General features: G+C 64.8%; 27 protein-coding genes. 17 read left to right on the top strand and 10 right to left on the bottom strand.

What is annotated here, in order from left to right:
• Positions 1-125 precede the first annotated feature (125 nt).
• The 5 genes from J2Y55_RS14455 (at position 126) to J2Y55_RS14435 (ending at position 3,397) form a co-directional block, all read left to right on the top strand.
• The gene (locus J2Y55_RS14455; protein ID WP_310154195.1) at positions 126-410 is read left to right on the top strand and encodes a GIY-YIG nuclease family protein; all 285 of its coding nucleotides are present in this window, start codon (positions 126-128) and stop codon (positions 408-410) included.
• A gap of 21 nt (positions 411-431) precedes the next feature.
• Positions 432-1,130, top strand: coding sequence for a metal-dependent hydrolase (locus J2Y55_RS14450; protein WP_310154194.1), 699 nt, complete (start codon positions 432-434; stop codon positions 1,128-1,130).
• 77 nt (positions 1,131-1,207) lie between these two features.
• Positions 1,208-1,495 (top strand): Asp-tRNA(Asn)/Glu-tRNA(Gln) amidotransferase subunit GatC, encoded by a 288-nt coding sequence (gene gatC / locus J2Y55_RS14445; protein ID WP_069691306.1) that lies wholly within the window; start codon positions 1,208-1,210, stop codon positions 1,493-1,495.
• 85 nt (positions 1,496-1,580) lie between these two features.
• Positions 1,581-3,095, top strand: coding sequence for an Asp-tRNA(Asn)/Glu-tRNA(Gln) amidotransferase subunit GatA (gene gatA / locus J2Y55_RS14440; protein WP_310154191.1), 1,515 nt, complete (start codon positions 1,581-1,583; stop codon positions 3,093-3,095).
• Positions 3,095-3,397 carry a chorismate mutase gene (locus J2Y55_RS14435; RefSeq protein WP_310154189.1) on the top strand — a complete coding sequence of 101 codons (303 nt, stop codon included), beginning with the start codon at positions 3,095-3,097 and terminating at the stop codon, positions 3,395-3,397. Before gatA ends, J2Y55_RS14435 begins: the two co-directional genes overlap by 1 nt.
• Before the next feature lie 170 nt (positions 3,398-3,567).
• Here the strand turns inward: J2Y55_RS14435 and J2Y55_RS14430 are convergent, their stop codons facing one another.
• Positions 3,568-6,753: an efflux RND transporter permease subunit gene (locus J2Y55_RS14430; RefSeq protein WP_310154187.1), complete on the bottom strand. Its 3,186-nt coding sequence runs from the start codon at positions 6,751-6,753 to the stop codon at positions 3,568-3,570.
• A 71-nt stretch (positions 6,754-6,824) separates the two neighbouring features.
• On the bottom strand, positions 6,825-7,982 hold the full coding sequence (locus J2Y55_RS14425) for an efflux RND transporter periplasmic adaptor subunit (protein WP_310154186.1): 1,158 nt from the start codon (positions 7,980-7,982) through the stop codon (positions 6,825-6,827).
• Positions 7,983-8,211: 229 nt separating this feature from the next.
• Here J2Y55_RS14425 and gatB point away from each other — a divergent pair, with 229 nt between their 5' ends.
• From gatB to J2Y55_RS14405, 4 genes are all read left to right on the top strand, one after another.
• The gene (gatB, locus tag J2Y55_RS14420) at positions 8,212-9,693 is read left to right on the top strand and encodes an Asp-tRNA(Asn)/Glu-tRNA(Gln) amidotransferase subunit GatB (RefSeq protein ID WP_310154185.1); all 1,482 of its coding nucleotides are present in this window, start codon (positions 8,212-8,214) and stop codon (positions 9,691-9,693) included.
• Positions 9,690-10,196 carry a GNAT family N-acetyltransferase gene (locus J2Y55_RS14415; protein WP_310154184.1) on the top strand — a complete coding sequence of 169 codons (507 nt, stop codon included), beginning with the start codon at positions 9,690-9,692 and terminating at the stop codon, positions 10,194-10,196. The genes gatB and J2Y55_RS14415 overlap by 4 nt, the downstream gene beginning before the upstream one ends.
• A complete protein-coding gene (locus J2Y55_RS14410; RefSeq protein ID WP_310154183.1) occupies positions 10,193-10,522 on the top strand; it encodes a hypothetical protein in 330 nt (109 codons plus the stop codon). The genes J2Y55_RS14415 and J2Y55_RS14410 overlap by 4 nt, the downstream gene beginning before the upstream one ends.
• A gap of 94 nt (positions 10,523-10,616) precedes the next feature.
• Positions 10,617-11,105 carry a GNAT family N-acetyltransferase gene (locus J2Y55_RS14405; protein ID WP_310154182.1) on the top strand — a complete coding sequence of 163 codons (489 nt, stop codon included), beginning with the start codon at positions 10,617-10,619 and terminating at the stop codon, positions 11,103-11,105.
• Between the two features lie 18 nt (positions 11,106-11,123).
• On the opposite strand, the gene J2Y55_RS14400 is transcribed toward J2Y55_RS14405, so the two are convergent.
• A complete protein-coding gene (locus J2Y55_RS14400) occupies positions 11,124-11,699 on the bottom strand; it encodes a hypothetical protein (RefSeq protein WP_310154180.1) in 576 nt (191 codons plus the stop codon).
• Between the two features lie 176 nt (positions 11,700-11,875).
• On the opposite strand from J2Y55_RS14400, the gene J2Y55_RS14395 reads away from it, so the two are divergent.
• Entirely contained in the window at positions 11,876-12,583 is a 708-nt protein-coding gene (locus tag J2Y55_RS14395; protein ID WP_310154178.1) for a glutathione S-transferase N-terminal domain-containing protein, read from the top strand.
• A 134-nt stretch (positions 12,584-12,717) separates the two neighbouring features.
• On the opposite strand, the gene J2Y55_RS14390 is transcribed toward J2Y55_RS14395, so the two are convergent.
• Positions 12,718-13,125 carry a DUF2147 domain-containing protein gene (locus J2Y55_RS14390; protein ID WP_310154176.1) on the bottom strand — a complete coding sequence of 136 codons (408 nt, stop codon included), beginning with the start codon at positions 13,123-13,125 and terminating at the stop codon, positions 12,718-12,720.
• A gap of 355 nt (positions 13,126-13,480) precedes the next feature.
• On the opposite strand from J2Y55_RS14390, the gene J2Y55_RS14385 reads away from it, so the two are divergent.
• Together J2Y55_RS14385 and ndk are read left to right on the top strand one after the other, a co-directional pair.
• Positions 13,481-13,750, top strand: a complete 270-nt coding sequence (locus J2Y55_RS14385; protein WP_244546197.1) for an SEL1-like repeat protein — start codon at positions 13,481-13,483, stop codon at positions 13,748-13,750.
• Positions 13,751-13,851: 101 nt separating this feature from the next.
• On the top strand, positions 13,852-14,274 hold the full coding sequence (ndk, locus tag J2Y55_RS14380; protein WP_310154174.1) for a nucleoside-diphosphate kinase: 423 nt from the start codon (positions 13,852-13,854) through the stop codon (positions 14,272-14,274).
• A gap of 123 nt (positions 14,275-14,397) precedes the next feature.
• Here the strand turns inward: ndk and J2Y55_RS14375 are convergent, their stop codons facing one another.
• Complete coding sequence (locus J2Y55_RS14375) at positions 14,398-14,826, bottom strand: MerR family transcriptional regulator (protein ID WP_092165058.1); 429 nt, start codon at positions 14,824-14,826, stop codon at positions 14,398-14,400.
• A gap of 118 nt (positions 14,827-14,944) precedes the next feature.
• Positions 14,945-15,766 carry a MipA/OmpV family protein gene (locus J2Y55_RS14370; RefSeq protein WP_310154171.1) on the bottom strand — a complete coding sequence of 274 codons (822 nt, stop codon included), beginning with the start codon at positions 15,764-15,766 and terminating at the stop codon, positions 14,945-14,947.
• Between the two features lie 176 nt (positions 15,767-15,942).
• On the opposite strand from J2Y55_RS14370, the gene J2Y55_RS14365 reads away from it, so the two are divergent.
• Positions 15,943-18,030 carry a molybdopterin-containing oxidoreductase family protein gene (locus J2Y55_RS14365; protein WP_310154169.1) on the top strand — a complete coding sequence of 696 codons (2,088 nt, stop codon included), beginning with the start codon at positions 15,943-15,945 and terminating at the stop codon, positions 18,028-18,030.
• A 121-nt stretch (positions 18,031-18,151) separates the two neighbouring features.
• Positions 18,152-18,499 carry a hypothetical protein gene (locus J2Y55_RS14360; RefSeq protein WP_310154167.1) on the top strand — a complete coding sequence of 116 codons (348 nt, stop codon included), beginning with the start codon at positions 18,152-18,154 and terminating at the stop codon, positions 18,497-18,499.
• Here J2Y55_RS14360 and J2Y55_RS14355 read toward each other — a convergent pair.
• Both J2Y55_RS14355 and J2Y55_RS30095 read right to left on the bottom strand, forming a co-directional pair.
• Positions 18,483-18,617, bottom strand: coding sequence for a hypothetical protein (locus J2Y55_RS14355; protein ID WP_310154165.1), 135 nt, complete (start codon positions 18,615-18,617; stop codon positions 18,483-18,485). The genes J2Y55_RS14360 and J2Y55_RS14355 overlap by 17 nt on opposite strands.
• A gap of 37 nt (positions 18,618-18,654) precedes the next feature.
• A complete protein-coding gene (locus J2Y55_RS30095) occupies positions 18,655-18,840 on the bottom strand; it encodes a thioredoxin domain-containing protein (RefSeq protein ID WP_404978917.1) in 186 nt (61 codons plus the stop codon).
• A 119-nt stretch (positions 18,841-18,959) separates the two neighbouring features.
• On the opposite strand from J2Y55_RS30095, the gene J2Y55_RS14345 reads away from it, so the two are divergent.
• Positions 18,960-19,748, top strand: a complete 789-nt coding sequence (locus tag J2Y55_RS14345) for a helix-turn-helix transcriptional regulator (RefSeq protein WP_310154162.1) — start codon at positions 18,960-18,962, stop codon at positions 19,746-19,748.
• Here J2Y55_RS14345 and purN read toward each other — a convergent pair.
• Both purN and purM read right to left on the bottom strand, forming a co-directional pair.
• Complete coding sequence (gene purN / locus J2Y55_RS14340) at positions 19,676-20,299, bottom strand: phosphoribosylglycinamide formyltransferase (protein ID WP_310154160.1); 624 nt, start codon at positions 20,297-20,299, stop codon at positions 19,676-19,678. The two genes, J2Y55_RS14345 and purN, sit on opposite strands and share 73 nt — an antisense overlap.
• Positions 20,296-21,369 carry a phosphoribosylformylglycinamidine cyclo-ligase gene (gene purM / locus J2Y55_RS14335; RefSeq protein WP_310154158.1) on the bottom strand — a complete coding sequence of 358 codons (1,074 nt, stop codon included), beginning with the start codon at positions 21,367-21,369 and terminating at the stop codon, positions 20,296-20,298. The genes purN and purM overlap by 4 nt, the downstream gene beginning before the upstream one ends.
• 138 nt (positions 21,370-21,507) lie before the next feature.
• Between purM and J2Y55_RS14330 the strand changes: the two genes are divergently transcribed.
• Together J2Y55_RS14330 and J2Y55_RS14325 are read left to right on the top strand one after the other, a co-directional pair.
• A complete protein-coding gene (locus J2Y55_RS14330) occupies positions 21,508-22,038 on the top strand; it encodes a CDP-alcohol phosphatidyltransferase family protein (protein ID WP_092165072.1) in 531 nt (176 codons plus the stop codon).
• Positions 22,039-22,386: 348 nt separating this feature from the next.
• On the top strand, positions 22,387-23,496 hold the full coding sequence (locus J2Y55_RS14325) for an AI-2E family transporter (RefSeq protein WP_310154154.1): 1,110 nt from the start codon (positions 22,387-22,389) through the stop codon (positions 23,494-23,496).
• Positions 23,497-23,500: the final 4 nt, after the last annotated feature.

Below are 23,500 nucleotides of genomic sequence, written 5' to 3'. Positions count from 1 at the left end.
GACCGCCCTCATGTTTACGCGAGAAAGCGAGCTTGCGCGGCCTGAGGCTATGCTCGCTATGGTCAGGCATGGGTCCCGGGTCTGCGCTACGCTTCGCCCGGGACGCCCCGCGTTTGAGGGCAAGTATGTGGGTTTACATTCTAGCTAGCCAGAAGAACGGCACGCTTTATGTCGGGGTGACCAATCGTCTATCGAGGCGTGTCCAGGCGCATCGCGATGGCGAAGGTTCGGAGTTTGCGCACGAGCATCGCGTCTTTCGCCTCGTCTACGCCGAGCACTACGAAACCCCCGAGGAAGCCATCGCGCAGGAAAAGCGCATCAAGCATTGGCGTCGAAGCTGGAAGATCGAGCTGATAGAGCGCGCCAATCCTGATTGGAATGATCTATACCCCACGACGCATCTCGATTGAGCGAGCATTCTGGAGACCGCGATGAAACTCACCTGGTACGGCCATTCCGCTTTTCGCGCCGAGATCGACGGCGCCGTCATCCTGATCGACCCGTTCTTTACCGGGAATCCGGCTTTCGAGGGCGACATCGCGGCGATCTCGCAGGGCGTGAGCCATATCGTCGTCACCCACGGCCATGGCGATCATGTTGGCGACACGCTCGCCATCGCCGAGAAGACCGGCGCGACGGTCATCACCAACTACGATCTCGCCATGCATCTGGCCTCGAACGGGCTGAAGAGCTTTCAGCCCATGAACACCGGCGGCAGCGTCGATCTCGGCCCGTTCAGCGTGACGCTGGTGCGGGCCGATCATTCTGCCGGCATGGGCGAAGGCGGCGTCAACGTGCCTGTCGGCAATGCCAACGGCGCGATCATCAAGGCCAAGGGCGAGAAGACGCTCTGGCACATGGGCGACACCGACATCTTCTCAGACATGGCGCTGCTTGCCGAGATCCACGGCGTCGAAGCCTGCATCTGCCCGATCGGAGACCGTTTCACCATGGGCGGCAAGGTCGCGGCGCTCGCCATGACCCGCTTCGTCAAGCCGAAATTCGCGATTCCCTGCCACTACGGCACCTTCCCGATCATCGACGCCAATGCCGATGCGTTCCTGGCGGGGTTGAAGGGCAGCGCGGTCGAGGCGCTGGTGCCGAAGAAGGGCGAAGCGGTTTCGCTTTGATCAGTCAGTCATTACTGACTTACGTGTTCGACGCCCGCGCGCTATAGCGCGGGCAAATCATTTTTCAGGAGCCCGCCATGTCGGTCGACCTCGCCACCGTCAAGCGCGTCGCACATCTCGCGCGCATTGCCGTTCCGGAAGCCGATCTGCCCAAGCTGCAAGGCGAGCTCAACGCGATCCTCGGCTTCGTCGAGCAGTTGAACGAGGTCGATGTCGCGGGCGTCGAGCCGATGACCTCGGTGACGCCGATGGCGATGAAGCTGCGGGCCGACATCGTGAATGACGGCGAAATCGCCGACACGATCGTCGCCAACGCGCCAGCCTCCGAAGACAATTATTTCATGGTGCCGAAGGTGATCGAATAAGCGCGTCTCGCGCCTCTTCGATCACCCCGGACGCACGATGCGCGTGTCCGGGGTCTCCTGACCAGACAACTCCCGGATATCCCACGTGACCGATCTCACCCGCCTGACCCTGACCGAAGCCCGCGACGGGCTGAAGGCGAAGACCTTTTCCGCAACCGAGATCACCAAGGCCCATATCGCCTCGGTCGAGAAGGCGCGCGCGCTCAACGCCTATGTGCTGGAGACGCCCGAGCATGCCCTGAAGCAGGCAGCGGCCTCGGACGCGAAGCTCAGCAAAGGCGAGGGCGGCCCGCTTGAGGGCCTGCCGCTCGGTATCAAGGATCTCTTCGCCACCAATGGCGTGCGCACCACGGCCGGCTCGAAGATCCTCGGCAATTTCGTGCCGGCCTATGAATCGACGGTGTCGAGCCAGCTTTGGCGCGACGGCGCGGTCATGCTCGGCAAGCTCAACAACGATGAATTCGCGATGGGCTCCTCCAACGAGACCAGCGCTTTCGGCCCCGTGGTCAATCCCTGGCGGCGCAAGGGCTCGAATGTCGGGGCAGGGGCGACTGGTGCGATCGAGGGCGCCCATCTCGTTCCCGGCGGCTCGTCCGGCGGTTCGGCTTCGGCCGTCGCCGCTGATCTTTGCCTGGCTGCGACCGCGACCGATACCGGCGGTTCGATCCGCCAGCCCGCCGCCTTTACCGGCACGGTCGGCATCAAGCCGACCTATGGCCGCTGCTCGCGCTGGGGCATCGTCGCCTTCGCCTCCTCGCTCGACCAGGCAGGGCCGATCGGCAAGACGGTGCGCGACTGCGCCGTGATGCTGCGCTCCATGGCCGGGCATGATCCCAAGGACACGACCTCGGTCGATATGGCCGTGCCGGACTATGAGAAGGCCGTCGGCCGCTCCGTGAAGGGCATGAAGATCGGCATTCCCAAGGAATATCGCCTCGAAGGGCTCAATTCCGAGATCGACGCGCTCTGGCAGAAGGGCATCGACTGGCTGAGGGCGGCCGGCGCCGAAATCGTCGAGATCTCGCTGCCGCATACGAAATACGCTTTGCCGGCCTATTATATCGTTGCCCCGGCCGAGGCCTCGTCCAATCTCGCGCGCTATGACGGCGTCCGCTACGGTCTGCGCCAGCAGGGCCGCGACATCGTCGAGATGTATGAGAAGACCCGCGCCGAAGGCTTCGGCGCCGAGGTCAAGCGCCGCATCATGATCGGCACCTATGTGCTCTCGGCCGGCTATTACGACGCCTACTACCTGCGTGCCCAGAAGGTCCGCACGCTGATCAAGCGCGATTTCGACCAGGCCTATGCCGCCGGTATCGACGCCGTGCTGACGCCGGCGACGCCGTCGGCGGCTTTCGGCATCGGCGAGAAGGGCTCGGCCGATCCGGTTGAGATGTATCTCAACGACATCTTCACGGTGACGGTGAACATGGCCGGCCTGCCCGGCATCGCCGTGCCGGCGGGGCTGGACAGCCAGGGGCTGCCGCTCGGCCTTCAGCTCATCGGCCGGCCCTTCGACGAGGAGACGTTGTTCTCGCTCGGGCAGGTGATCGAGGACGCGGCCGGGCGTTTCCCCGTGAGCGAGCGCTGGTGGGGCTGATGGCAGACCGCGATCTCCTCGACGTTCCTGCTCTGGCGGGGCTGAGGCGGGAGATCGACGCCATCGATGCCGAACTCGTCGCGCTGCTGCGCCGGCGGCTCGACGTCGTCGAGCGCGTGCTGGTGGTCAAGCGCGGCGACGGCCTGCCGGCGAATATTCCCGCACGGGTCGAGCAGGTGGTCGAAACCGTCAGGGAAAGGGCGCAGGAGGCGGGCCTTCCGCCGGAACTGGCCGAGACACTGTGGCGGCCGCTGATCGGCTGGACGATTGCCTATGAGGAAGGTCGCCTGACGCCGACCTGAGAGTTCGGCGCGACCGACGCCATCAATGAGAAAGGGCCTTCCGCGCTGCGCGGAAGGCCCTTTTCGTTAGAGCAGGATACGAAAAAGGATCCTGCTCTCGCTCCCAGATGAGAGGCGGATTCAGATGTCAGATGGGATCACCCTGTGACCCCATCTAACATCATCCGGCTCTAATGCATGGGCTGCGGGGCGTGAGGCGCGTCGACCACCTTCTTCTTGCCGCGCAGCTCCGCCATCCAACGCACGATGACGTAGAAGGCCGGGGTGAAGATCAGGCCGAAGAAGGTCACGCCGATCATCCCCGAGAACACCGCCACGCCGAGCACCTGGCGCATCTCCGCGCCGGCGCCGATCGAGATCGTCAAGGGCAGCACGCCGAGGATGAAGGCGAGCGAGGTCATCAGGATCGGCCGCAACCGGGTCCTGGCCGCAGCGATCGCGGCCTCGCGCCGGTTCATGCCCTCGTCTTCCGCTTGCTTGGCGAACTCGACGATCAGGATCGCGTTCTTCGCGGCGAGGCCGACGAGCACGACGAGACCGATGTCGACAAGCACGTTGCGGTCGAAGCCCTTGTAGCCGACGCCGATCATCGCCGCGAGAATACACATCGGCACGATCAGGATGACCGCGAGCGGCAAGGTCCAGCTCTCGTACAGCGCTGCCAGCAGCAGGAAGACGAAGACGACAGCGAGGCCAAACGCGATGATCGCGGTGTTGCCGGCGAGCTTCTCCTGCAGCGCAATCTCGGTCCATTCGAAGCCGAAGCCGGACGGCAGAACCTTCTGCGCGATTTGCTCCACGGCTGCGATACCCTGGCCCGTCGAGAAGCCGCGCGCCATCGACAGCTGCACCTCGGCTGCCGGGTAGAGGTTGTAGCGCGGCACGCGATAGGCGCCGGTCGTGTTCGAGAAGGTTGCGACCGAGCCGATCGGCACCATCTCGCCATCGGCATTGCGCGTCTTCAAGGCGGCGACGTCGCGGACGTCGAGCCGGTAGGGGTTATCGGCCTGTGCCGTCACCCGGAAAGTGCGACCGAGGATGTTGAAATCGTTGACATAGGCCGAGCCCATATAGATCGACAGGGTCTCGAACACACGGGTCACCGGTACACCGAGCATTTCCGCCTTGGTCCGGTCGATATCGGCAAAGATCTGCGGCGTCTTGGTCGAGAACAGGGTGAAGGGCTGCTGGATGCCCGGAGACTGCCCTGCGGTGCCCGCCACGGCCCAGGTCGCGCCTTCCAGCGCGGCGAGGCCTCGTCCGCTGCGATCCTGGACGTAGCCCTTGAGACCGCCGCCATTGCCGATGCCGGGAACGGCCGGAGGCTCGATCACCAGCGAGAAGGCCTCGTTGATCTGGAACAGCTGGGTGCGCAGGTCGTTGAGGATGCCTTGGGTCGTCAGGCCAGCCTTGGCCCGTTCCCTGAAGTCCGAGAGGGTGACGAAGGCGACGCCGGCATTGGGCGCCAGGGTGAAGGTCGCGCCGTCAAGACCGGCAAAGGCAACGGCATGGGCGACGCCGGGCCGCTTCAGCAGCATGTCTGTCGCCTTGCGGATGACCGCGTCCGTTCGCGGCAGGGACGAGCCTGCCGGAAGCTGGAAGACGGCGATGAAGTAACCGCGGTCGAGCTGCGGCACCAGGCCTGTCGGGATTGCGACGAGGCGCTGGCCGGCGACCGCGATCAAGGCGGCATAGACCAGCAGCATCAGCACGCTGACGCGAATGAGACGCGAAGTCACCGCGCCATAGCCGCGCGAGAGCCAGTCGAAACCCTTGTTGAAATATTTGAAGAACCAGCGGATCGGCGCGCCGAGCGCCGCGACGAAGCCTTTGGGTTCCTCATGGCTGTGCGGCTTCAGCAGGATCGCCGACAGCGCTGGCGACAAGGTCAGCGAGACGAAGCACGAGATCATCGTCGAGGCTGCGATGGTCACCGCGAACTGCTGGTAGAACGTGCCTTGCAGGCCGGTGATGAAGGCGGTCGGGATGAACACGGCGCAAAGCACGAGGGCGATCGCCAGCAGGGCGCCGCCGACCTCGTCCATGGTCTTGTGCGCAGCGTCCTTGGCGCTCATCCCCTGCGCGAGATAGCGCTCGACATTCTCGACGACGACGATCGCATCGTCGACGACGATGCCGATCGCCAGCACGAGCGCGAGCAGCGAAATCGTGTTGAACGAGATTCCGACCGCGCTCATGACCAGGAAGGTGCCGACCAGCGAAACCGGGATCGCGATGATCGGAATGATCGCGGCGCGCCAAGTCTGCAGGAACAGGATCACGACGATGACGACGAGCACGATCGCCTCGAGCAGCGTCTGCACGACAGCGGAGACGGACTCGCCGATGAACTCCGTCGGATTGTAGACGATCCGGTACTCGAGCCCGCCCGGGAAGTCCTTCGACAGCGTCTGCATCGTCTTGATCAGGGATTCGGAGGCCGCCAGCGCGTTCGAGCCCGGACGCTGGAAGACACCGATCGCGACCGCTTCCTTGTTGTCGAGATAGGAGTTCGACAGATAGTCCTGCGCGCCGAGTTCGACGCGTGCGATGTCGCGGACGCGGATCGTGCCGCCATCGGCGTCGGAGCGCACGACGATGTCGTAGAACTCTTCGATGCTGGTGAGACGTCCCAGCGTGTTGACCGAGAGCTGGAAGGCGCCGTCCGACTTGGCTGGTGGCTGGTTGATCGCGCCCGCCGCGACCTGGATGTTGGCGGCGCGGATCGCGGCGACGACATCGCTGGCGGTCAGGTTGCGCGCCGCGACCTTGGCCGGATCGAGCCAGACCCGCATCGAGTAGTCGCGTGCGCCGAAGACCTGAACGTCGCCGACGCCGTCGACGCGGGTCAGCACGTCCTTGACGTTGAGCGTGGTGTAGTTCGAGACATATTGCTGGTCACGCGAGCCGTCGGGCGACAGCATGTGGATGACCATCAGGAAGTCGGGCGAGGCCTTGCGGACCTGCAGGCCGAGCGTGCGCACATCCTGAGGCAGGCGCGGCTCGGCCGCGGAGACGCGGTTCTGCACCAGCACCTGAGCCTGGTCGACATCGGTGCCGGCCTTGAACACGACGCTGATCGTGACGCGCCCGTCGCCGGTCGATTGCGACGAAATATAGAGCATGTCGTCGACGCCGTTGACCTCCTGCTCGATCGGGGCCGCGACCGTCGAGGCGACGACCTCGGCCGAGGCGCCGGGATAGCTCGCCGTGATCGTGACGGTCGGCGGGGCGATCTCGGGATATTCGGCGATCGGCAGACCGCGCTGGGCGATCGCGCCCGCGATGGTCAGAAGGATCGACAGCACGGTCGCGAAGATCGGCCGGTCGATGAAGAAATGCGCGAAGCGGAACATGGACGTTTCCTGGCCGGAAGGCAGGGCGGACGGCGCGGCGCCGTCCGTGGCTCAGATCGGGTGGCGAACGGTCAATTCGTGGCGGTCGGCTTGATCTCGCCGGGTTGCGGCGTCACCGTTCCGCCCGGACGCACCATCGGGTTGGCGAGGCCGCCGATGATGACCTGGTCCGTGGGGGCGAGGCCCTCGCGAATGACGCGCAGGCCATCGCTGATCTGGCCGAGCACGACGGGCTTGGGCACGACCTTGTTCTCGGGCCCGATGGTCAGGACGATCTTGCTGGCCTGGTCGGAGACGATGACGGTGTCGGGCACGAGCAAGGCATCGGCCTCGCCGGCGAAAAGGCGCAGCCGCCCGAACGTGCCCGGCGTCAGGAACTGGTCCTTGTTCTCGAACACGGCGCGGCCGCGGATGGTGCCGGAGCGGGCGTTCAGAGCGTTATCGACGAAGTCGATCTTACCCCTGCGCTTCCACTCGCGCTCATCCGCCAGGCGCACCTCGGCCGGGCTGCCTTCTTCGCGGCTGGTGACCTTGCGCAGGTCCTTGGTCAGCCGCGAATAGCGCAGATAATCGGCCTCCGAGGCATCGAAGACGAAGTTGATCGGGTCGATGGCGACGATCGTGGTCAAAAGCGTCGCGCCCGACTGTCCGCCGGCGACGAGGTTGCCCGGGTCGACGCGCCGGTTGGAGATGCGGCCTGAGAGGGGCGCGCGCACCTGGGTCCATTCGAGATTGAGCTCGGCCGTCTTGAGGTTGGCCTCGGCTCCCTGCAGGGTGCCGATCGCGCTGTTGAGGTTGGCGCGGCGCTGGTCGATGTCGCGGGCCGTGATGGTCCGGTTCTGGGTCAGGCCCTCGGCGCGCTCGACCTCGTTCTGCGCGAGCTCGACCTGCGCCTTGGCGCGCGCCACATCGGCGCGCGAGACGTCGACCGAGAGCCGGTAGGGGCGCGGATCGATGGTGAAGAGCAGATCGCCCTTCTTGACGAGATCGCCGTCACGGAAATGCAGCGAATCCAGGAAGCCCGAGACCCGGGCGCGAATTTCGACCTGCTCGCTTGCCTCGAAGCGGCCTGTATACTCGTCCCAGTTGGTGACGCGCTTGGCGAGCGGAGCCGAGACCTGCACAGGGGGCGCCGGCGGCGCGCCCTGGGCGAGGGCCGTGGCCGCGGCGAAAGTCAGCACAGCGGAAGCGGCAATGAGTCCGAGACCCGTGGCGCGGCGATATGTCATGGACGGACTCCGGATAGCAGGACCGGCGCAACCAGCGAGGGTTTCCGGATTTTGCTGCAAGAAGGGGATCGGGCTGACGATTGTCAAGATCGTTCACTCGACACTAAGGCAAACAAGGGGCAAATACGCCACAATACGGCCAAGTGGTGACAGGAGGGCAACAGCCGCTTGCCGGCCGCGCGCCGAAATCGTAACCCGTAGCCGAGATTTTCAAGTCGAAAGAGCCAAGATGAACGCGCATGTTCGCCCCGCCGACCCCAAGAAGCTGATCAAGGGAGCGACCGGCGATTGGGAAGTGGTGATCGGCATGGAGATCCATGCACAGGTGACCTCCAATGCGAAACTCTTCTCCGGCGCCTCCACGGCGTTCGGCGCCGAGCCGAACGAGCATGTCAGCCTCGTCGATGCCGCCATGCCGGGCATGCTGCCGGTCATCAATGCCGAGTGCATCCGCCAGGCCGTGCGCACCGGCTTGGGCCTCAACGCCCAGATCAACAACCGTTCGGTCTTCGACCGCAAGAACTACTTCTATCCCGATCTGCCGCAGGGTTACCAGATCAGCCAGTACAAAAGCCCGATTGTCGGTGAGGGTGAGATCGTCGTCGACCTGTCGCCGACCGAGCAGATCACGGTCGGCATCGAGCGCCTCCATCTGGAGCAGGATGCCGGCAAGTCGATCCACGACCAGCATCCGACGATGAGCTTCGTCGATCTCAACCGCTCGGGCGTGGCGCTGATGGAGATCGTCTCGAAGCCGGATCTGCGCTCGGCCGAAGAGGCGCGCGCCTATGTCACCAAGCTGCGCACCATCATGCGCTATCTCGGCACCTGCGACGGCGACATGGAGAAGGGCAATCTGCGCGCCGATGTGAACGTTTCGGTCCGCAAGCCCGGCGCGGAGCTGGGTACGCGCTGTGAGATCAAGAACGTCAACTCGATCCGCTTCATCGGCCAGGCGGTCGAAGTCGAGGCGCGCCGCCAGATCGGCATCATCGAGGATGGCGGCACGATCGACCAGGAGACGCGGCTCTACGACCCCGGCAAGGGCGAGACGCGCTCGATGCGCTCCAAGGAAGAGGCGCATGACTATCGCTATTTCCCGGACCCGGACCTGCTGCCGCTCGAATTCGACGACGCCTTCGTCGCGGAGCTGAAGAGCGTCCTGCCGGAATTGCCTGATGCCAAGAAGGCGCGCTTCATCGCGGAATACGGCCTCTCGGCCTATGACGCCTCGGTGCTGGTGGCAGAGCGCGAGCAGGCCGACTATTTCGAGGCCGTGGCGAAAGGCCGCGACGGCAAGGCCGCAGCGAACTGGGTGATCAACGAGCTCTTCGGCCGGCTGAACAAGGAGGGCCAGGATGTCGGCTCCTCGCCGGTCTCGGCGTCCCAGCTCGGTGGGCTGGTCGAGCTGATCGGCGAGGGTGTCATCTCGGGCCGGATCGCCAAGGATCTGTTCGAGATCCTCTGGTCGGAAGGGGGAGATCCGCGTGAAATCGTCGAGGCCCGCGGCATGAAGCAGGTCACCGACACCGGCGCGATCGAGAAGGCGGTGGATGAGCTGATCGCCGCCAATCCCGACAAGGTCGAGCAGGTCAAGGCGAAGCCGACCATGTTGGGCTGGTTCGTCGGCCAGGCGATGAAAGCTTCGGGCGGAAAGGCCAACCCGCAGGCCCTGAACGAGATCCTGAAAGCCAAGCTGGGCATCGAGTGACGCCAGACGGTCTCATCATCCGCGACGCGCTGCCCGCCGACCTCCCGGCGGTGCGCGGTCTCTTGGTCGAGACCTGGCATGCGACCTATGACGGCATCTATGGCTGGCAGCGCGTCGCCGAGATCACCAATGCCTGGCATTCGCTGGAGAATCTCTCGGCCCAGCTCGGGCGCGAGAGTGGAGCCTTTCTTGTCGCCCTGGTCGGCGAGGAGATCATCGCAACCGCCTCGGCGCGGCTGGAGCGCGACCGTGCAGCGCTGCTGACGAGGCTCTACGTCCTCCCGAGCTATCAGGGCATCGGCGTCGGCCGCACGCTGCTGCAGGTGACGCTGGCCTGTTTTCCGCAGGCCCCGGTCGCGCGATTGGAAGTCGAGAGCCAGAACGAGCCGGCCATCGCCTTCTACGAGCGCATGGGGTTCTTCCTGCAGCGTCAGGCCCGCTTCGACGGACGCGAGGACACCCCGAACACGCTGCTGATGGCGAAGCGGCTCTTCGCCGAGTGAGGGCCTATGACGTAATACCCTTCGGTGAACGGCAGTTCCTGCTCAACTTCTGGCCCGTCGCCGGTTTTTTGCAGCAATTTAGCGCCGGACAATACTACGCGGCTACGTGCAAGATCGTCCTCTCGGATGGACATGCGAGCCTCCACGATTGCATTGTCCGCCGCATTCGTAAGCACAACTTTGCGAATGTGCTTGTGGACAATGTCTATATCCTCGTGAAGACAGATTTCTCCGCCGAGGCTCTTTCTGCTGCGTTCTATCAAATGACGCATGTCGGTAGCGAAATCAGCGAGACCCAGGCGTTAGTCTGGAAAAGTGAGCCATAAGCGAAGACTGCGGGCTTGCAAGCGATGCATTCTCGGCTTGCCCCCTGCGTCGTTGCCCTGCTCGGTAACGGCGAGAAAAACAAGGAATCGTCGGTTGATCCCCTTAAACAATGACACGATCAAGATCCGTCGCGCCCAACCGGAGGACGTCGCGCGCACCGTCGAACTCATCATGCTGGGCGCGGCGCGCGACGCGAAGACGCCCGACGATATCGCGGTTGAGGCCGCCCATCCCGCCTATCGCGAGGCCTTCGCCGAGATCGCGAAGAGCCCGCACAACCTGCTCTTCGTCGCCGAACGCGGGGGCGTCGTCGTCGGAACCTACCAGCTCACCGTGATCCCAGGGCTCGCCGCGCGCGGCCGCAGGCGGGGCAAGATTGAAAGCGTCCATGTCGCGCCGGAGTGCCGCGGGCACGGCATCGGCGCGGTGATGATGCGCCATGCGATCGACACCGCGAAGGCTCAGGGCATCGGCCTTGTCGAGCTGACCTCCGACAAGGCGCGGACCGACGCGCATCGCTTCTACGTCAATCTCGGCTTCGCCCAGAGCCATGAGGGCTTCAAATTCGTGATCGAGCCGTAGCGGTCGATCCGGCAAGTCTCAAAAGGCCTGCAGGATCCAGAGAAACTGCATCGCGAGATGGAGGGCTGCCACGGTGATCTGCACGGATCGCCGTGCGACGAGGAAGCCAAGGAGGCATAGGGCGAGGCCGATGGGAACCTGCAGCAGATAGGCGCTGCTCAGCTGGCTCCAGCGCTCCGAACCCTTGATCAGCGTATCCGTCACGTCGAGGGCGAAGGTCGCCGCCAGCAGGCTGAAGAACCAGCGGCGCCTTTTGATGAAGAAGTCCTCATAGCCCGCATATTCCGAGATGTTGTCGGGAAAGAGCAGGGCCGCCAGCATGTAGAGGACGACGGCATAGCCGATGAGGAAGGTGAAGACGCCGAAATTCCAGACGGGAATCCGCGAGAGTGCGAACTCCCACCACCAGAACAGGATCAGTTCGAGCAGGATCGAGCCGACCCAGAGCAGGTGGATCAGCGACAGGCGGTGCCGGGCGGGATGCTGGATGAAGCCGGCGGTGCCGGTCAGCAGCCGGGTTACGCCCAGCCCGGTGACCATGCCCATGACGATCCGGACATGGGCGAAGAGTTCTTGCGACGCGACGGTCTCCATGGCGCGTCCATAACCCGCTTGCTGCGAGGAGCCTAGAGGGGCTGCTGATTCTGCCGAACGCCTTTCGCCCGACCTCACGACATGGCGAGGTCGCTCGTGGCGCGGGGGCCGGTGCTTCCAGGCCGGCGCGGGTGAGACTAGATCTGTCGCATCCAGCAACCGACGGGAAGCGCAGCATGGCACAGGTTCAGACCAAGCCGATCGATCTCCACTACTGGCCGACGCCGAATGGCTGGAAGATCACCATCATGCTCGAGGAGTGCGGGCTGCCCTACGCCGTCATTCCCGTGAACATCGGCAAGGGCGACCAGTTCAAGCCGGAGTTCCTGGCGATCTCGCCCAATAACCGCATGCCGGCGATCGTTGACCCCGAGGGGCCTGACGGGAAGCCGATCTCGGTCTTCGAATCCGGCGCGATCCTGCAATATCTCGGTCGCAAGACCGGCAAGTTCTATCCCGCCGACGAGCGCGGCCGCGTCGCGGTCGATGAATGGCTGTTCTGGCAGATGGGCGGCTTTGGTCCGATGCTCGGCCAGACCCATCATTTCCGGCTCTACGCGCCCGAGCAGGTGCCCTATGCCATCGAGCGCTATACCAATGAGGCGAACCGCCTCTATGGCGTCCTGAACAAGCGTCTCGCCGGTCGCGACTACATCACCGGCGACTATTCGATCGCCGATATGGCTTGCATCGGTTGGGCGCGCGGTTGGGAGCGCCAGGGCCAGGACATCAAGCAGTTTCCGCATGTCGAGCGCTGGATCGCGACGATGCTGGCACGCCCGGCCGTCGAGCGTGGCCTTGCCGTCGCTTCGGAGCTGCGCAAGCCGCCGGAGCAGCGCACGCCCGAGGAGCACGCGATGCTATTCAACCAAAAGGCGCGCTGAGACCCCTAGGTCACAATCCGTCATTGCGAGCGGAGCGAAGCAATCCAGAAGGTCTCGCTCGACGGCCCTGGATTGCTTCGTCGCTGCGCTTCTCACAATGACGAAACCGCCCGAGGATGACATCCCTTCGCGCGTCAGTTCGCCCGTGACCACTTCACCGAGCGGCAGATCAGGCCGCCGAGCACGCAGCCCGATGTCGTCAGCGCGTCGCCGGCCAGCGTCATCGTGCCCGAATAGGTCTTGCCGTCCTCGGGGTTGAAGGCGCTGCCGCTCCATTTGCCGGCGCCGGCCGGCTTCATGTCGTAGAAGATGCGCTGGCCGATCTTGGCAGGACCGTTGGGATCCTTGAGCCAGGCGATGGTGCCGCAGACCGCTTCGCCGCATTTGGCGAAGCGGACGCGCGAGGCGCCGGTGTCGCGCAACCATGTGCCGGTGACATCCTGGGCCATGGCAGGCGTCGCGGCCATTCCGATCAGGAGCCCAAGACCTAAAAGCCCGAGACCCAGAAGCTTGGGGCGGCCTGTGATTGCATGCTTGTTCATGTCGATCCTCCCTTGTCAGACCAGCTATGCTGCATGGTTCAGATGTGAACCATATCGGAGGCGTGATCCGTCTCCAAGCCTGCTTTAACGGGAGGATGAAGCGGGTATCCGCGCGCCAAGGTGAATAGCGCGTCAACGCGGCGAATGCTGACCCAACGGGAGGCTATTGAAATCACGTGGCTTTTCGCGCTGCCAGCATGAACCGATCGTTGATTTAACCCGGCGATTACATCTCGTTGAGCTTCGATTCATCGCGATTTTTAGCGGCCTCTTTAAGGGCTGAGGCCAAATCTCGTCGTCACAAGCCGCGGCCTTGGACGGGTGCTCGGCGCAACAGGACAAGAGGGTGGCTGTCATGGCACGCATGGAAATGAGCGCGATCCCCGCTTCGCTGGTGATCCCGACGGAAGCTTCCGCCGAGGCCTATTACGAGCTTGGACTGATGTATGCCGCGGGCCGCAATCAGCCGGTCGATCTCGTCGCGGCGCAGAAATGGTTCAACGTCGCCCTGGCGCGTGGTTGTGGCCGGGCCGCTGCCCACCGCCAGGAGCTGGCGCTCGAAATGACGCGCGACGAGATCGCCGAGGCGCTGCGCGAGGCCCGCAGCTTCCTGACGCGCCACTGATTGCCGCAGCGATCCGCTGAAACGCCCGGGAGCCTTGTGGGGTGGAGAGGCGGCCGCTATAAGCGCGCCGCATTCTCCAGAAATTCCCCAAGGATATATCGATGGCTGTCCAGCGTACCTTCTCCATTCTCAAGCCCGATGCGACGCGGCGCAATCTCACCGGCGCGGTCAACGCGGTCATCGAGAAGGCCGGCCTGCGCATCGTCGCGCAGAAGCGCATCCAGATGACCAAGGCCCAGGCCGAGACCTTCTATGCGGTTCACTCGGCACGTCCCTTCTTCGGCGAGCTGGTCGAGTTCATGATCTCCGCCCCGGTCGTGGTGCAGGTTCTCGAAGGCGAGAACGCGATCGCGACCTACCGCGACGTGATGGGCGCCACCAACCCGGCCAATGCGGCTGAGGGCACGATTCGCAAGCTCTTCGCCCAGTCGGTCGGCGAGAACACCGTGCACGGCTCCGACGCGCCCGAGACGGCCGCGATCGAGATCGCGCAGTTCTTCGCCGGCAACGAGATCGTCGGCTGATCTCTCAAAATCCACACCGTCGTCTTGGACAAGCCGCGTAGCGGCGCAGTTTCAGGATGACGGCAGGTTGGATGACGTGCAGGCGGGCTCTCGAGCCCGCCTTTTTTGTTCACGCCAAATTTTTCACGCCACGCGGTGATCGTGCAGACAGTGGCCGTGATCGGCGAGCGATTCGATCACGCGGCATTCGGCCACCCGGCCGTGCTGGCATTCGCCGACCATGCGCTGGAGCTCGCCGCGTAGCGACTGGAGCTGGGCGATGCGCCGTTCGACATCAGCGAGATGGCGCTGCGCGATGCTGTCGGCGCGGTCGCACGACGCCTGCGGCTCGGCCGCCATCGCCAGCAATTCGCGGATATCGTCGACGGCGAAGCCAAGATCGCGCGCATGCCGGATGAAGCGCAGGCGCTGCAGATGGGCGTCGCCATAGCTGCGGCGGTTGCTCTGCGTGCGAATGGGGGCGGGCAGGAGCCCGATCTCCTCGTAGAAGCGGATCGTCGGGACCTTGACGCCTGTCGCCTCCGACAGCGCGCCGATCGGCATCTGTTCCATCGCGGCGGCCTCCTAATCCTCTAGCTTCTAGAGGATATAGCGTGCCGGCCTTGCCGATGAAACCCCGTGGCCTGGTCTCGGCTCACGGGGTTTGGCTCACGGGGGTCGGAGTTCGCGCTCAGAAGCCGAGATCGAAGGCGTAGCTCGCTGAGATGCCGAGCGTGATCGAGTCGCGTGAGCCATAGGTTCTCACGATCGGCGACTTGGCGGCATCGCCGACCAGGCGCTTGTACTCGATATAGGTCGTGGTCGAGAGGCGTTCGGACCAGTTATAGGTCGCCTGCGCGATCGCACCATAGGAATGGATCCCGGCATTGTAGCGCTGCAGCAGCCCGCCAGTGCCGGCGGTGCCGGGATAGGAGCCGAAATAGGTCCGCAGATAATCCGCACCGACGATGCTCATGCGCGGACCGGCGCCGAACGACCACTGGCCGACCCTGGCGATGGCGTCGAGCTTGATTTCGGCGACCAGCGCGTCATGGGCGACGAAGCCGCGCCGCAGATCGACGCGGGCGCGCAGCCAGGAGGCCGGATAGAACTCGGCGAAGCCGCCGGCCTCGACGCCGAATTTCGTATCGGGAACCGCGACCAGAGCGGGATTGGTGCTGGCCTTGCGCTCCCAGAGCAGATTGCCGGAGAAGCCGATGCGCCAGCCCTTGCCGGAGAAGAAGCCGATCGAGAGCGCATCATCCTCTGCCACCCACCAGGTGCTCTTCACGCCCTTGCCGAGCGAGATGATCGGACGCGGCCGGAAGACGTAGTTGTTGGAGCCTGAATAATCGGGCTGGTAGCGCAGGCCGGCTCCCAGCGTCAGATTCCAGTGCTGCGCGGATTCGGGCGAGGTGAGGGTGCTGTAGTCGCTCGACTGCGCAAAAGCGCGCTGGCCGGACGAAAGGGCGAGACAGGCCAGCAGGCCCGCCAGGAACACAACGCAACGCATCGATGAGAACTCCGGCGCCGAGGCGCCTTTACCGAACACAACCTCACTCAACTTGACTCGTTAGTGTTAACCGCCGGTTGACGCGCGCGCGCCGGCTGCGTCGAGAGCCGCCGAGAAAGCTATGGCTGCCCGGGCTCGCCATTTCTCCTGCTCTGAACTTCGTCTAATAAGCAGGTATGACCGAACTTCCCCGCATCGCCCATCTGCCATCCGTTTGCCCGCATGACTGCCCCTCCGCCTGTTCTCTGGAGGTTGAGGTCATCGATGGGCGCAGCATCGGGCGGGTGCGCGGCAGCAAGCGCCAGAGCTACACGGACGGGGTGATCTGCGCCAAGGTCGCGCGCTATTCCGAGCGCATCCACCATCCCGACCGGCTGCTGTATCCCATGCGCAGGACCGGTCCGAAGGGCTCTGGCCAGTTCGAGCGGATATCCTGGGACGAGGCGCTCGACGAGATCGCACGCCGTTTCCTGGCGATAGAGGACGAGCACGGCGCGCAGGCCGTCTGGCCTTATTATTATGCGGGCACCATGGGCCTCGTCATGCGCGACGGCATCAACCGCCTGCGCCACGCCAAGGGCTATTCCGGCCAGTACTCGACGATCTGCACCACCATGGCCTGGACCGGCTTCATCGCCGGCACGGGCCGTCTCGCGGGACCCGATCCGCGCGAGATGGCCAAATCGGATTGCGTGGTGATCTGGGGCACCAACGCCGTGCATACCCAGGTCAATGTGATGCACCACGCCGTCAAGGCGCGGAAGACGCGCGGCGCCAAGATCGTCGCCATCGACATCTATCATAATGCCACGCTCGCCCAGGCAGACCTCGCCTTGGTGCTGCGGCCTGGCACGGATGCGGCGCTCGCCTGCGGGGTGATGCATGTCCTCTTCCGCGATGGTCATGCCGACCGCGACTATCTGGCGCAGCACACCGATGCCCCAGACGAGCTCGAAGCGCATCTCACCAGCCGCACGCCGGAATGGGCGGCTGCGATCACCGGGCTCGAGGTTGCGCAGATCGAGGAGTTCGCGGCCCTCGTCGGCACGCGCAAGAAGAGCTTCTTCCGGCTCGGCTACGGCTTTGCTCGCCAGCGCAACGGCGTGGTCTCGATGCATGCGGCGCTTTGCGTGACGACCGTGACAGGAGCCTGGCAATATGAGGGCGGCGGCGCCTTCCACAGCAACAGCGGCATCTACAAATGGCGCAAGAGCCTGATCGAGGGGCTCGACCTCATCGATCCGAAAATCCGCCAGCTCGATCAGTCGCAGATCGGCCGGGTGCTTACCGGCGATGCAGAGGCGCTGCGGCAGGGCGGGCCGGTCAAGGCGCTCTTCATCCAGAATACCAACCCGGTTTCGGTCGCCCCCGAGCAGGAGCTGGTCAAGCAGGGCTTTGCCCGCGACGACCTCTTCACCGTCGTCCATGAGCAATTCATGACCGAGACGGCCGGGATGGCCGACATCGTGCTGCCGGCGACCCAGTTCATGGAGCATGACGATATCTATCAGGGCGGCGGCCACCAGCACATCATGTGGGGCGGCAAGCTGGTCGACCCGCCCGGTGAATGCCGCTCGAACCATGAGGTCATCTGTGCGCTCGCCGAGCGGCTCGGTGCCCAGCATCGCGGCTTCCAGATGTCGCCGCGCGAGATCGTCGACTGGACGTTGCGCGAGAGCGGGCGCGGCACGCTCGACGAACTGATCGCCAATGACTTCCACGACATACAGCCGGATTATCGTACGGCACATTATCTCGACGGCTTCGGCTACCGCGACAAGAAGTTCCGCTTCAAACCCGATTGGCCGAAGGTGCCCAATGCCAATGCCGGCACGGTCGGCCCTTACCTGCAGATACCGGCGCTGCCCGACCATTGGGCGGTCATCGAGAACGCCGATGCCGCGCATCCCTTCCGCCTGGCGACGAGCCCGGCGCGCAGCTTCCTGAATTCGACCTTCACCGAGACCCCGGGCTCGCAGAAGAAGGAGGGGCGACCGACGCTGATGCTGCATCCCGGCGATGCGGAAAAGCTCGGCATCGCCGCCGATGACGAGGTCATCGTCGGCAACAGCCGCGGCAGCGTATATCTCCACGCCGTGCTGTTCGAGGGGCTGGTGCGCGGCGTCGTCATCGCCGAGTCGATCTGGCCCAATGCGGCGCACAAGCATGGGCGCGGCATCAACACGATTACGGGGGCGGACGCCGTTGCCCCCTTCGGCGGCGCGGCTTTTCATGACGTGAAGGTGTGGATCAAGCGGGCGTGACCTTCCGCGCTCTTGACCTTTGCGAGGCGCTGTGAACCATCGCCGACGCGCGGGCGAGGCATGAATCATGCAATCAGGAGCCCGTTTTCTTAGGGCTTGTGAAATCATGATGATGCGGCGGATGGGTGCGGTCGTTTTGGCCGGTGGATTGTCTGTGCTGATGGGCACGGTCGTACTGGCCGCGAGCAGCTCCGCGCCGCTCCCGCCGCCGGACCCGACGGCGAAGAACCTCACCCCCTATATGATCCAGCTGCGCGCCTTCGACGCCTGCCTGCATACCCAGTCGCAATTGCTGCAGACGACGCGCGAGGCGGTGCATACGCCGTGCAGCTGTTACGCCAAGGGCACGGTCAACGCCATGTCCAAGGACGAGATCCAGGCCTTCCGCGACACCGGCTATTTCAACGACACGGCGCGCGAGAAGGGTCTGCAGTTCCTCGACACGTGCAAGCTCAAGCGGCCGCTTTGACGGCTGCGGCCTCCGGAAAGAAACGCGCCCTGATCCGCGCTTCATAAGCGACGAGATTGGGGTGGCTTTCGACGACGCCGCGGATAGCGGAGTCGAAGATCGCGCTGAGCGCCGACATCGTGAAGGCGCCGCGAGCCGGATGATGTCAGATGGAATCACGGAGTGATCCCATCTGACATCTGAATCCGTCTCTCAACTATCAGTGAGAGCAGGATGCGCATGGTCCCGGTCTCGCGCTCGAACGGTAGCCCCGCCATCCGCAGCAGGATCTCGGCCTTGATGCAGAACGGGCTCGGATCAGGCAGGCCGAAGCCTGGCCCGAAGCTGTGCAGGGTGATCATCTCGCGGTTTCCTCTTGGCATTCTCGCCGGCCTGGCGGCTACTGCCACGCTCCTGACAGGATTCGTCAGCAGGCTGGGCCAATCTGAACCTGACGAAGCTCGGGTGGAAACTGAAGAACATGCAGCGCGCCGAACGATTGCTCGATCTGATCCAGAGCTTGCGCCGCCGGCGCCGGCCCGTGACGGCCGATACGCTCGCCGCCGAGCTCGATGTCTCGGTGCGCACCGTCTATCGCGACATCGCCGCGCTGATGCGCCAGGGCGTGCCGGTCCGGGGTGAGGCCGGCATCGGCTATGTCCTCGATGCCGGCTTCGACCTGCCGCCGCTGATGCTGTCGCCCGACGAGATCGAGGCGGTCCTGGTCGGCATGCGCTGGCTCAGCGAGCGGGCGGACCCTGTTCTGGCGCGCGCGGCCGAGGATGTGGTCAGCAAGGTCGCAGCCGTGCTGCCGACACACCTCAAGCCGATCCTGCTCGATGGCGCCTTGTTCGCTCCCGCCTATGGCTCGGAGAAGCCGGTCGACCAGGTCGATGTCGCCGGCGTCCGCGCCGCGATTCGGCAAGGCCGCAAGCTCTCGATCCGCTATCGCGACGAGGCGGGGCGGGAATCGCAGCGCATGATCTGGCCGATCGGCATGACCTTCTACGAGCGGGTGCGCATCGTCATCGCCTGGTGCGAGTTGCGTGAGGCGTTCCGCCATTTCCGCACCGACCGCATCACCGACCTCGCCTTGCGCGAGGAGCGCTACCCGGCGCGGCGCGCCGATCTGTTGCGACGCTGGCAGCAGCAGGAGGATGAGCGCGACAGGGCCGCCTGCGAGCAGCGGGAGGTGGCTCAGAGCCGCGCGATCGCGCCCTCGACCAGCGTGACACGGCCGGAGGCGACCTCGGCGAGCGCGCGCGGATAAAGCGTGTGCTCCTGCGCCAGCACGCGCTGGCTCAGGCTGTCCTCGTCGTCGCCCGGCAGCACGGGCACCTTGGCCTGGGCGATCACCGGTCCGGCATCGAGCTCGGGCACGACGAAGTGCACGCTGCAGCCATGCTCCGTGACGCCGGCCTCAAGCGCCTGCCGGTGGGTATGCGTGCCCTTGAACAGGGGCAGCAGCGAAGGGTGGATGTTGATCAGTCGCCCTTCCCAGCGCCGGACGAACCAGGGCGTCATGATCCGCATGAAGCCGGCGAGCGCGATCAACTCGATCTGGTTGATGCGCAGGACCTCGTCCATGGCGCGCTCGAAGGCCTCGCGATCCCTGTTGAAGGCGCGGTGGTCCACCGTCGCGGTCGCGATGCCCAAGGCGCTGGCGCGTTCGAGCCCGCCGGCGCCGGGGATGTTCGACAGCACGAGCGCGATCTCGGCGGGGAAATCCTCCGCCTGCGCGGCCTGCGCCAACGACAGCATGTTGGAACCGCGCCCGGAGATCAGGACCGCGGTGCGCTTGCGGACGATCGGCGTGCTCACAGGGCGAGCTTGCCGCGATAGCTGACGGGCTCGTCGCCGGCGGCGAGCGAGACGACCTCGCCGAGCCTGATGGCGGGTTCGCCGGCGGCCTTCAGGGCAGCCTCTACCTCATCGGCCTTGGCGGCGTCGGCTGCGACGATCATGCCGATACCGCAATTGAAGGTGCGCAGCATCTCGCGCTCGACGACACCGCCGGTCGCTGCGAGCCAGGCGAAGACGGGCGGGACGGAGATGGCCGACAGATCGAGCGAGACGCCGAGCCCTTCGGGCAGGACGCGAGGGATGTTGTCGGGAAAGCCGCCGCCGGTGATATGGGCGAGCACCTTGATGCCGTCCGTCGCCTTCAGCGCCGCGAGCAGGGTCTTCACATAGATCCGTGTCGGGGTCAGCAGCGCCTCGGCCAGGCTCTGGCCGGGCGCGAAGGGGGCGGGCGCATCCCAGCTCAATCCGGCAAGCGCAACGATGCGGCGGACGAGCGAATAGCCGTTGGAATGCACGCCGGAGGAGGGCAGGCCGAAGACGACGTCGCCCGGCGCGAGATCGGCACGCGGCAGCAGCGTCCCGCGCTCGGCCGCGCCGACCGCGAAGCCCGCGAGATCGTAATCCTTGTCGGCATACATGCCGGGCATCTCGGCGGTCTCGCCGCCGATCAGCGCGCAGCCCGCTTGCCGGCAGCCATCGGCGATGCCGCGCACGATCTCGACACCGACCTTGGGGTCGAGCTTGCCGGTGGCGTAGTAATCGAGGAAGAGCAGTGGCTCGGCGCCCTGCACGACAAGGTCGTTGACGCACATCGCGACGAGGTCGATGCCGATCGTCGCATGCAGCCCGCTTTCGATGGCGATCTTGACCTTGGTGCCGACGCCGTCATTGGCCGCAACCAGGATCGGATCGTTGAAGCCGGCGGCCTTGAGATCGAACAAACCGCCGAAGCCGCCGATCTCGGCGTCGGCGCCGGGACGGCGCGTCGAGCGCACGAGAGGCTTGATGGCGTCGACCATGGCGTTGCCGGCGTCGATGTCGACGCCTGCCTGCGCATAGGTCAGTCCGTTCGCGCCGGGCTTTGTCATGATCTGCAGCCTCATCCTGTTTGAGGCGAGCGATAGGCAAGCGCGGCGCCGCTTGCAAGCCGGGACAGCGCTTTCGCCCTTGCCGATCCACCGATTCGGGTTCTAGCGTCACAGCCCCGCCTGCGCGAACCCCATCGCATGACGCTTCCCAACCTGATCACCATCGGCCGCCTCATTCTGGTGCCGCTCGTGATCGTCATGATCATCGATGCGCGCTGGCAGCTTGCCTTCATCATCTTCGTGGCGGCGGGCGTGTCGGACGCCGTCGACGGCTTTATTGCCAAGCGTTTCGATATGGCCAGCGAACTCGGCGCCTATCTCGACCCCGTGGCCGACAAGGCGCTGATCGTCTCGATCTACATCACCCTGGCCGTGGTCGGGGCCATACCCTCCTGGCTCGTCATCCTGGTGGTGTCCCGCGACGTCATGATCGTCTCGGCCGTGATCTTGTCCTGGGTGATGGAGCGGCCGGTCGAGATCGCGCCCTTCATCGTCAGCAAGCTCAATACTGCCGCGCAGATCGCCTTCGCGGCGCTGGTGCTGGGCTCGCGCGCCTTCGGTGTCGATCCGGGCCAAGCCATGCAGCTTGGCCAACTTCTGGTGGCTCTGTTGACGCTCGGCTCGATGACCGCCTATCTCACCTTCTGGTTGCGGCACATGGCGGCGTGAGGCTCTGGCGGCGTGAGGCTGCTGGCCGCGGGGAAGGGTAACGACGATCTCGGGCCCCTGGAGCAGGATGCGAAAAAGTGGAGACCGGTTTTTCGCATCGATCCTGCTCTAACTCTTTGATAACAGACGGATTCAGATTTCAGACGGGATCAATTCGTGATTCCATCTGAAATCATCCGGCTCTTGGAACTTTCATCTGCTTCGCCCATTTGTGCAGCGCATGATCGCCGACCCACAAAGCCTTGAGTCCGCTTCTGATAGAAACGTGAGAGCAGGATTGGTGAGAACAGGATTCATGCGAAAGATCGGTTCTCACTTCTTCGCATCCCGCATGAGGGGCCTGGATCGATGACCCTGCAACGTCAAATCGGCTTCTGGCTGGCCTCGCTCGTCGTGTTCGTGCTGCTGCTCGTGTTGCTGCGCGACGTGCTGCTGCCCTTCGTCGCGGCGCTGGCGCTCGCCTATCTGCTCGATCCCTTGGCCGACCGGCTGGAGAGGATGGGGTTGGGCCGGCTCGCGGCGACGATCGTCATCCTCTTTGTCTTCCTGCTGGTCTTCGTGCTGGCGCTGGTGCTGCTCGCACCGCTGCTCGGCCAGCAGCTGGCCGGACTGGTCCAGCGTCTGCCCGCCGACGCGGCAAAGCTCCAGGCGCTCGTGCTTGAGCGCGGCGCTCCCTGGCTGGAGCGGCTTGGCGGTGCGAAGCTCGCCACCGAGGCCCAGAGTTCGCTCGGCAATCTCGTCGGCGAGGGCACCAAATGGGCCGGCAGCGTGCTGCAGTCGCTCTGGACCGGCGGCACCGCCATCATCGGGGTGTTTTCGCTCCTGGTGCTGACGCCGGTGATCGCTTTCTACCTGCTTGTCGATTGGGACCGCATGATCGCGACCGTCGACGGCTGGTTGCCGCTCGACCATCGCGATACCATTCGTGGCCTGCTTCACGAGATGGATGTCGCCATCGCCGGCTTCCTGCGCGGCCAGGCACTGGTCTGCCTGCTGCTCGGTATCTTCTATGCGGTGGGCTTGAGCCTGCTCGGCGTCAATTTCGGCGCGTTGATCGGCATCATCAGCGGCTTCCTCTCCTTCATTCCCTATGTCGGCTCACTGACGGGGCTCGTGCTCGCGGTCGGCGTCGCCATCGTCCAGTTCTGGCCGGACTGGACCTGGCCGCTGGCGACGCTCGCCGTTTTCGCCGCCGGCCAGTTCCTCGAAGGCAACATCTTCCAGCCGAAATTCGTCGGCGGCTCGATCGGTGTGCATCCGGTCTGGCTGATGTTCGCGCTGCTCGCCTTCGGCACGCTGTTCGGCTTCGTCGGCCTGTTGCTGGCGGTGCCGCTGGCGGCCGTCATGGGCGTGCTCTGTCGCTTCGCGCTCAGGCAATACCTCGCCAGCAACATCTATCATGGCGGCGACACGACCAAGGCCGCGAAACTCCGCGCGCGCGCCGGGGCGGATGTCTGATCAA

The sequence above is a fragment of the Allobosea sp. BE125 genome (assembly GCF_031456075.1).
In the GTDB taxonomy this organism is placed as follows: Bacteria; Pseudomonadota; Alphaproteobacteria; order Rhizobiales; family Beijerinckiaceae; genus Allobosea.
The sequence above is the reverse complement of the archived record's forward strand: the minus strand, read 5'-3'. Positions and strand labels throughout refer to the sequence as shown.

What these genes read in the sequence shown, in the direction of transcription:
- J2Y55_RS14455 (WP_310154195.1), top strand. Translation starts at nt 126, where the DNA reads ATGTGGGTTTACATTCTAGCTAGCCAGAAGAACGGCACGCTTTATGTC.
- J2Y55_RS14450 (WP_310154194.1), top strand. Translation starts at nt 432, where the DNA reads ATGAAACTCACCTGGTACGGCCATTCCGCTTTTCGCGCCGAGATCGAC.
- gatC (WP_069691306.1), top strand. Translation starts at nt 1,208, where the DNA reads ATGTCGGTCGACCTCGCCACCGTCAAGCGCGTCGCACATCTCGCGCGC.
- J2Y55_RS14435 (WP_310154189.1), top strand. Translation starts at nt 3,095, where the DNA reads ATGGCAGACCGCGATCTCCTCGACGTTCCTGCTCTGGCGGGGCTGAGG.
- J2Y55_RS14430 (WP_310154187.1), bottom strand. Translation starts at nt 6,753, where the DNA reads ATGTTCCGCTTCGCGCATTTCTTCATCGACCGGCCGATCTTCGCGACC.
- J2Y55_RS14425 (WP_310154186.1), bottom strand. Translation starts at nt 7,982, where the DNA reads ATGACATATCGCCGCGCCACGGGTCTCGGACTCATTGCCGCTTCCGCT.
- gatB (WP_310154185.1), top strand. Translation starts at nt 8,212, where the DNA reads ATGAACGCGCATGTTCGCCCCGCCGACCCCAAGAAGCTGATCAAGGGA.
- J2Y55_RS14400 (WP_310154180.1), bottom strand. Translation starts at nt 11,699, where the DNA reads ATGGAGACCGTCGCGTCGCAAGAACTCTTCGCCCATGTCCGGATCGTC.
- J2Y55_RS14395 (WP_310154178.1), top strand. Translation starts at nt 11,876, where the DNA reads ATGGCACAGGTTCAGACCAAGCCGATCGATCTCCACTACTGGCCGACG.
- J2Y55_RS14390 (WP_310154176.1), bottom strand. Translation starts at nt 13,125, where the DNA reads ATGAACAAGCATGCAATCACAGGCCGCCCCAAGCTTCTGGGTCTCGGG.
- J2Y55_RS14385 (WP_244546197.1), top strand. Translation starts at nt 13,481, where the DNA reads ATGGCACGCATGGAAATGAGCGCGATCCCCGCTTCGCTGGTGATCCCG.
- ndk (WP_310154174.1), top strand. Translation starts at nt 13,852, where the DNA reads ATGGCTGTCCAGCGTACCTTCTCCATTCTCAAGCCCGATGCGACGCGG.
- J2Y55_RS14375 (WP_092165058.1), bottom strand. Translation starts at nt 14,826, where the DNA reads ATGGAACAGATGCCGATCGGCGCGCTGTCGGAGGCGACAGGCGTCAAG.
- J2Y55_RS14370 (WP_310154171.1), bottom strand. Translation starts at nt 15,766, where the DNA reads ATGCGTTGCGTTGTGTTCCTGGCGGGCCTGCTGGCCTGTCTCGCCCTT.
- J2Y55_RS14365 (WP_310154169.1), top strand. Translation starts at nt 15,943, where the DNA reads ATGACCGAACTTCCCCGCATCGCCCATCTGCCATCCGTTTGCCCGCAT.
- J2Y55_RS14360 (WP_310154167.1), top strand. Translation starts at nt 18,152, where the DNA reads ATGGGTGCGGTCGTTTTGGCCGGTGGATTGTCTGTGCTGATGGGCACG.
- J2Y55_RS14355 (WP_310154165.1), bottom strand. Translation starts at nt 18,617, where the DNA reads ATGTCGGCGCTCAGCGCGATCTTCGACTCCGCTATCCGCGGCGTCGTC.
- J2Y55_RS30095 (WP_404978917.1), bottom strand. Translation starts at nt 18,840, where the DNA reads ATGATCACCCTGCACAGCTTCGGGCCAGGCTTCGGCCTGCCTGATCCG.
- J2Y55_RS14345 (WP_310154162.1), top strand. Translation starts at nt 18,960, where the DNA reads ATGCAGCGCGCCGAACGATTGCTCGATCTGATCCAGAGCTTGCGCCGC.
- purM (WP_310154158.1), bottom strand. Translation starts at nt 21,369, where the DNA reads ATGACAAAGCCCGGCGCGAACGGACTGACCTATGCGCAGGCAGGCGTC.
- J2Y55_RS14330 (WP_092165072.1), top strand. Translation starts at nt 21,508, where the DNA reads ATGACGCTTCCCAACCTGATCACCATCGGCCGCCTCATTCTGGTGCCG.
- J2Y55_RS14325 (WP_310154154.1), top strand. Translation starts at nt 22,387, where the DNA reads ATGACCCTGCAACGTCAAATCGGCTTCTGGCTGGCCTCGCTCGTCGTG.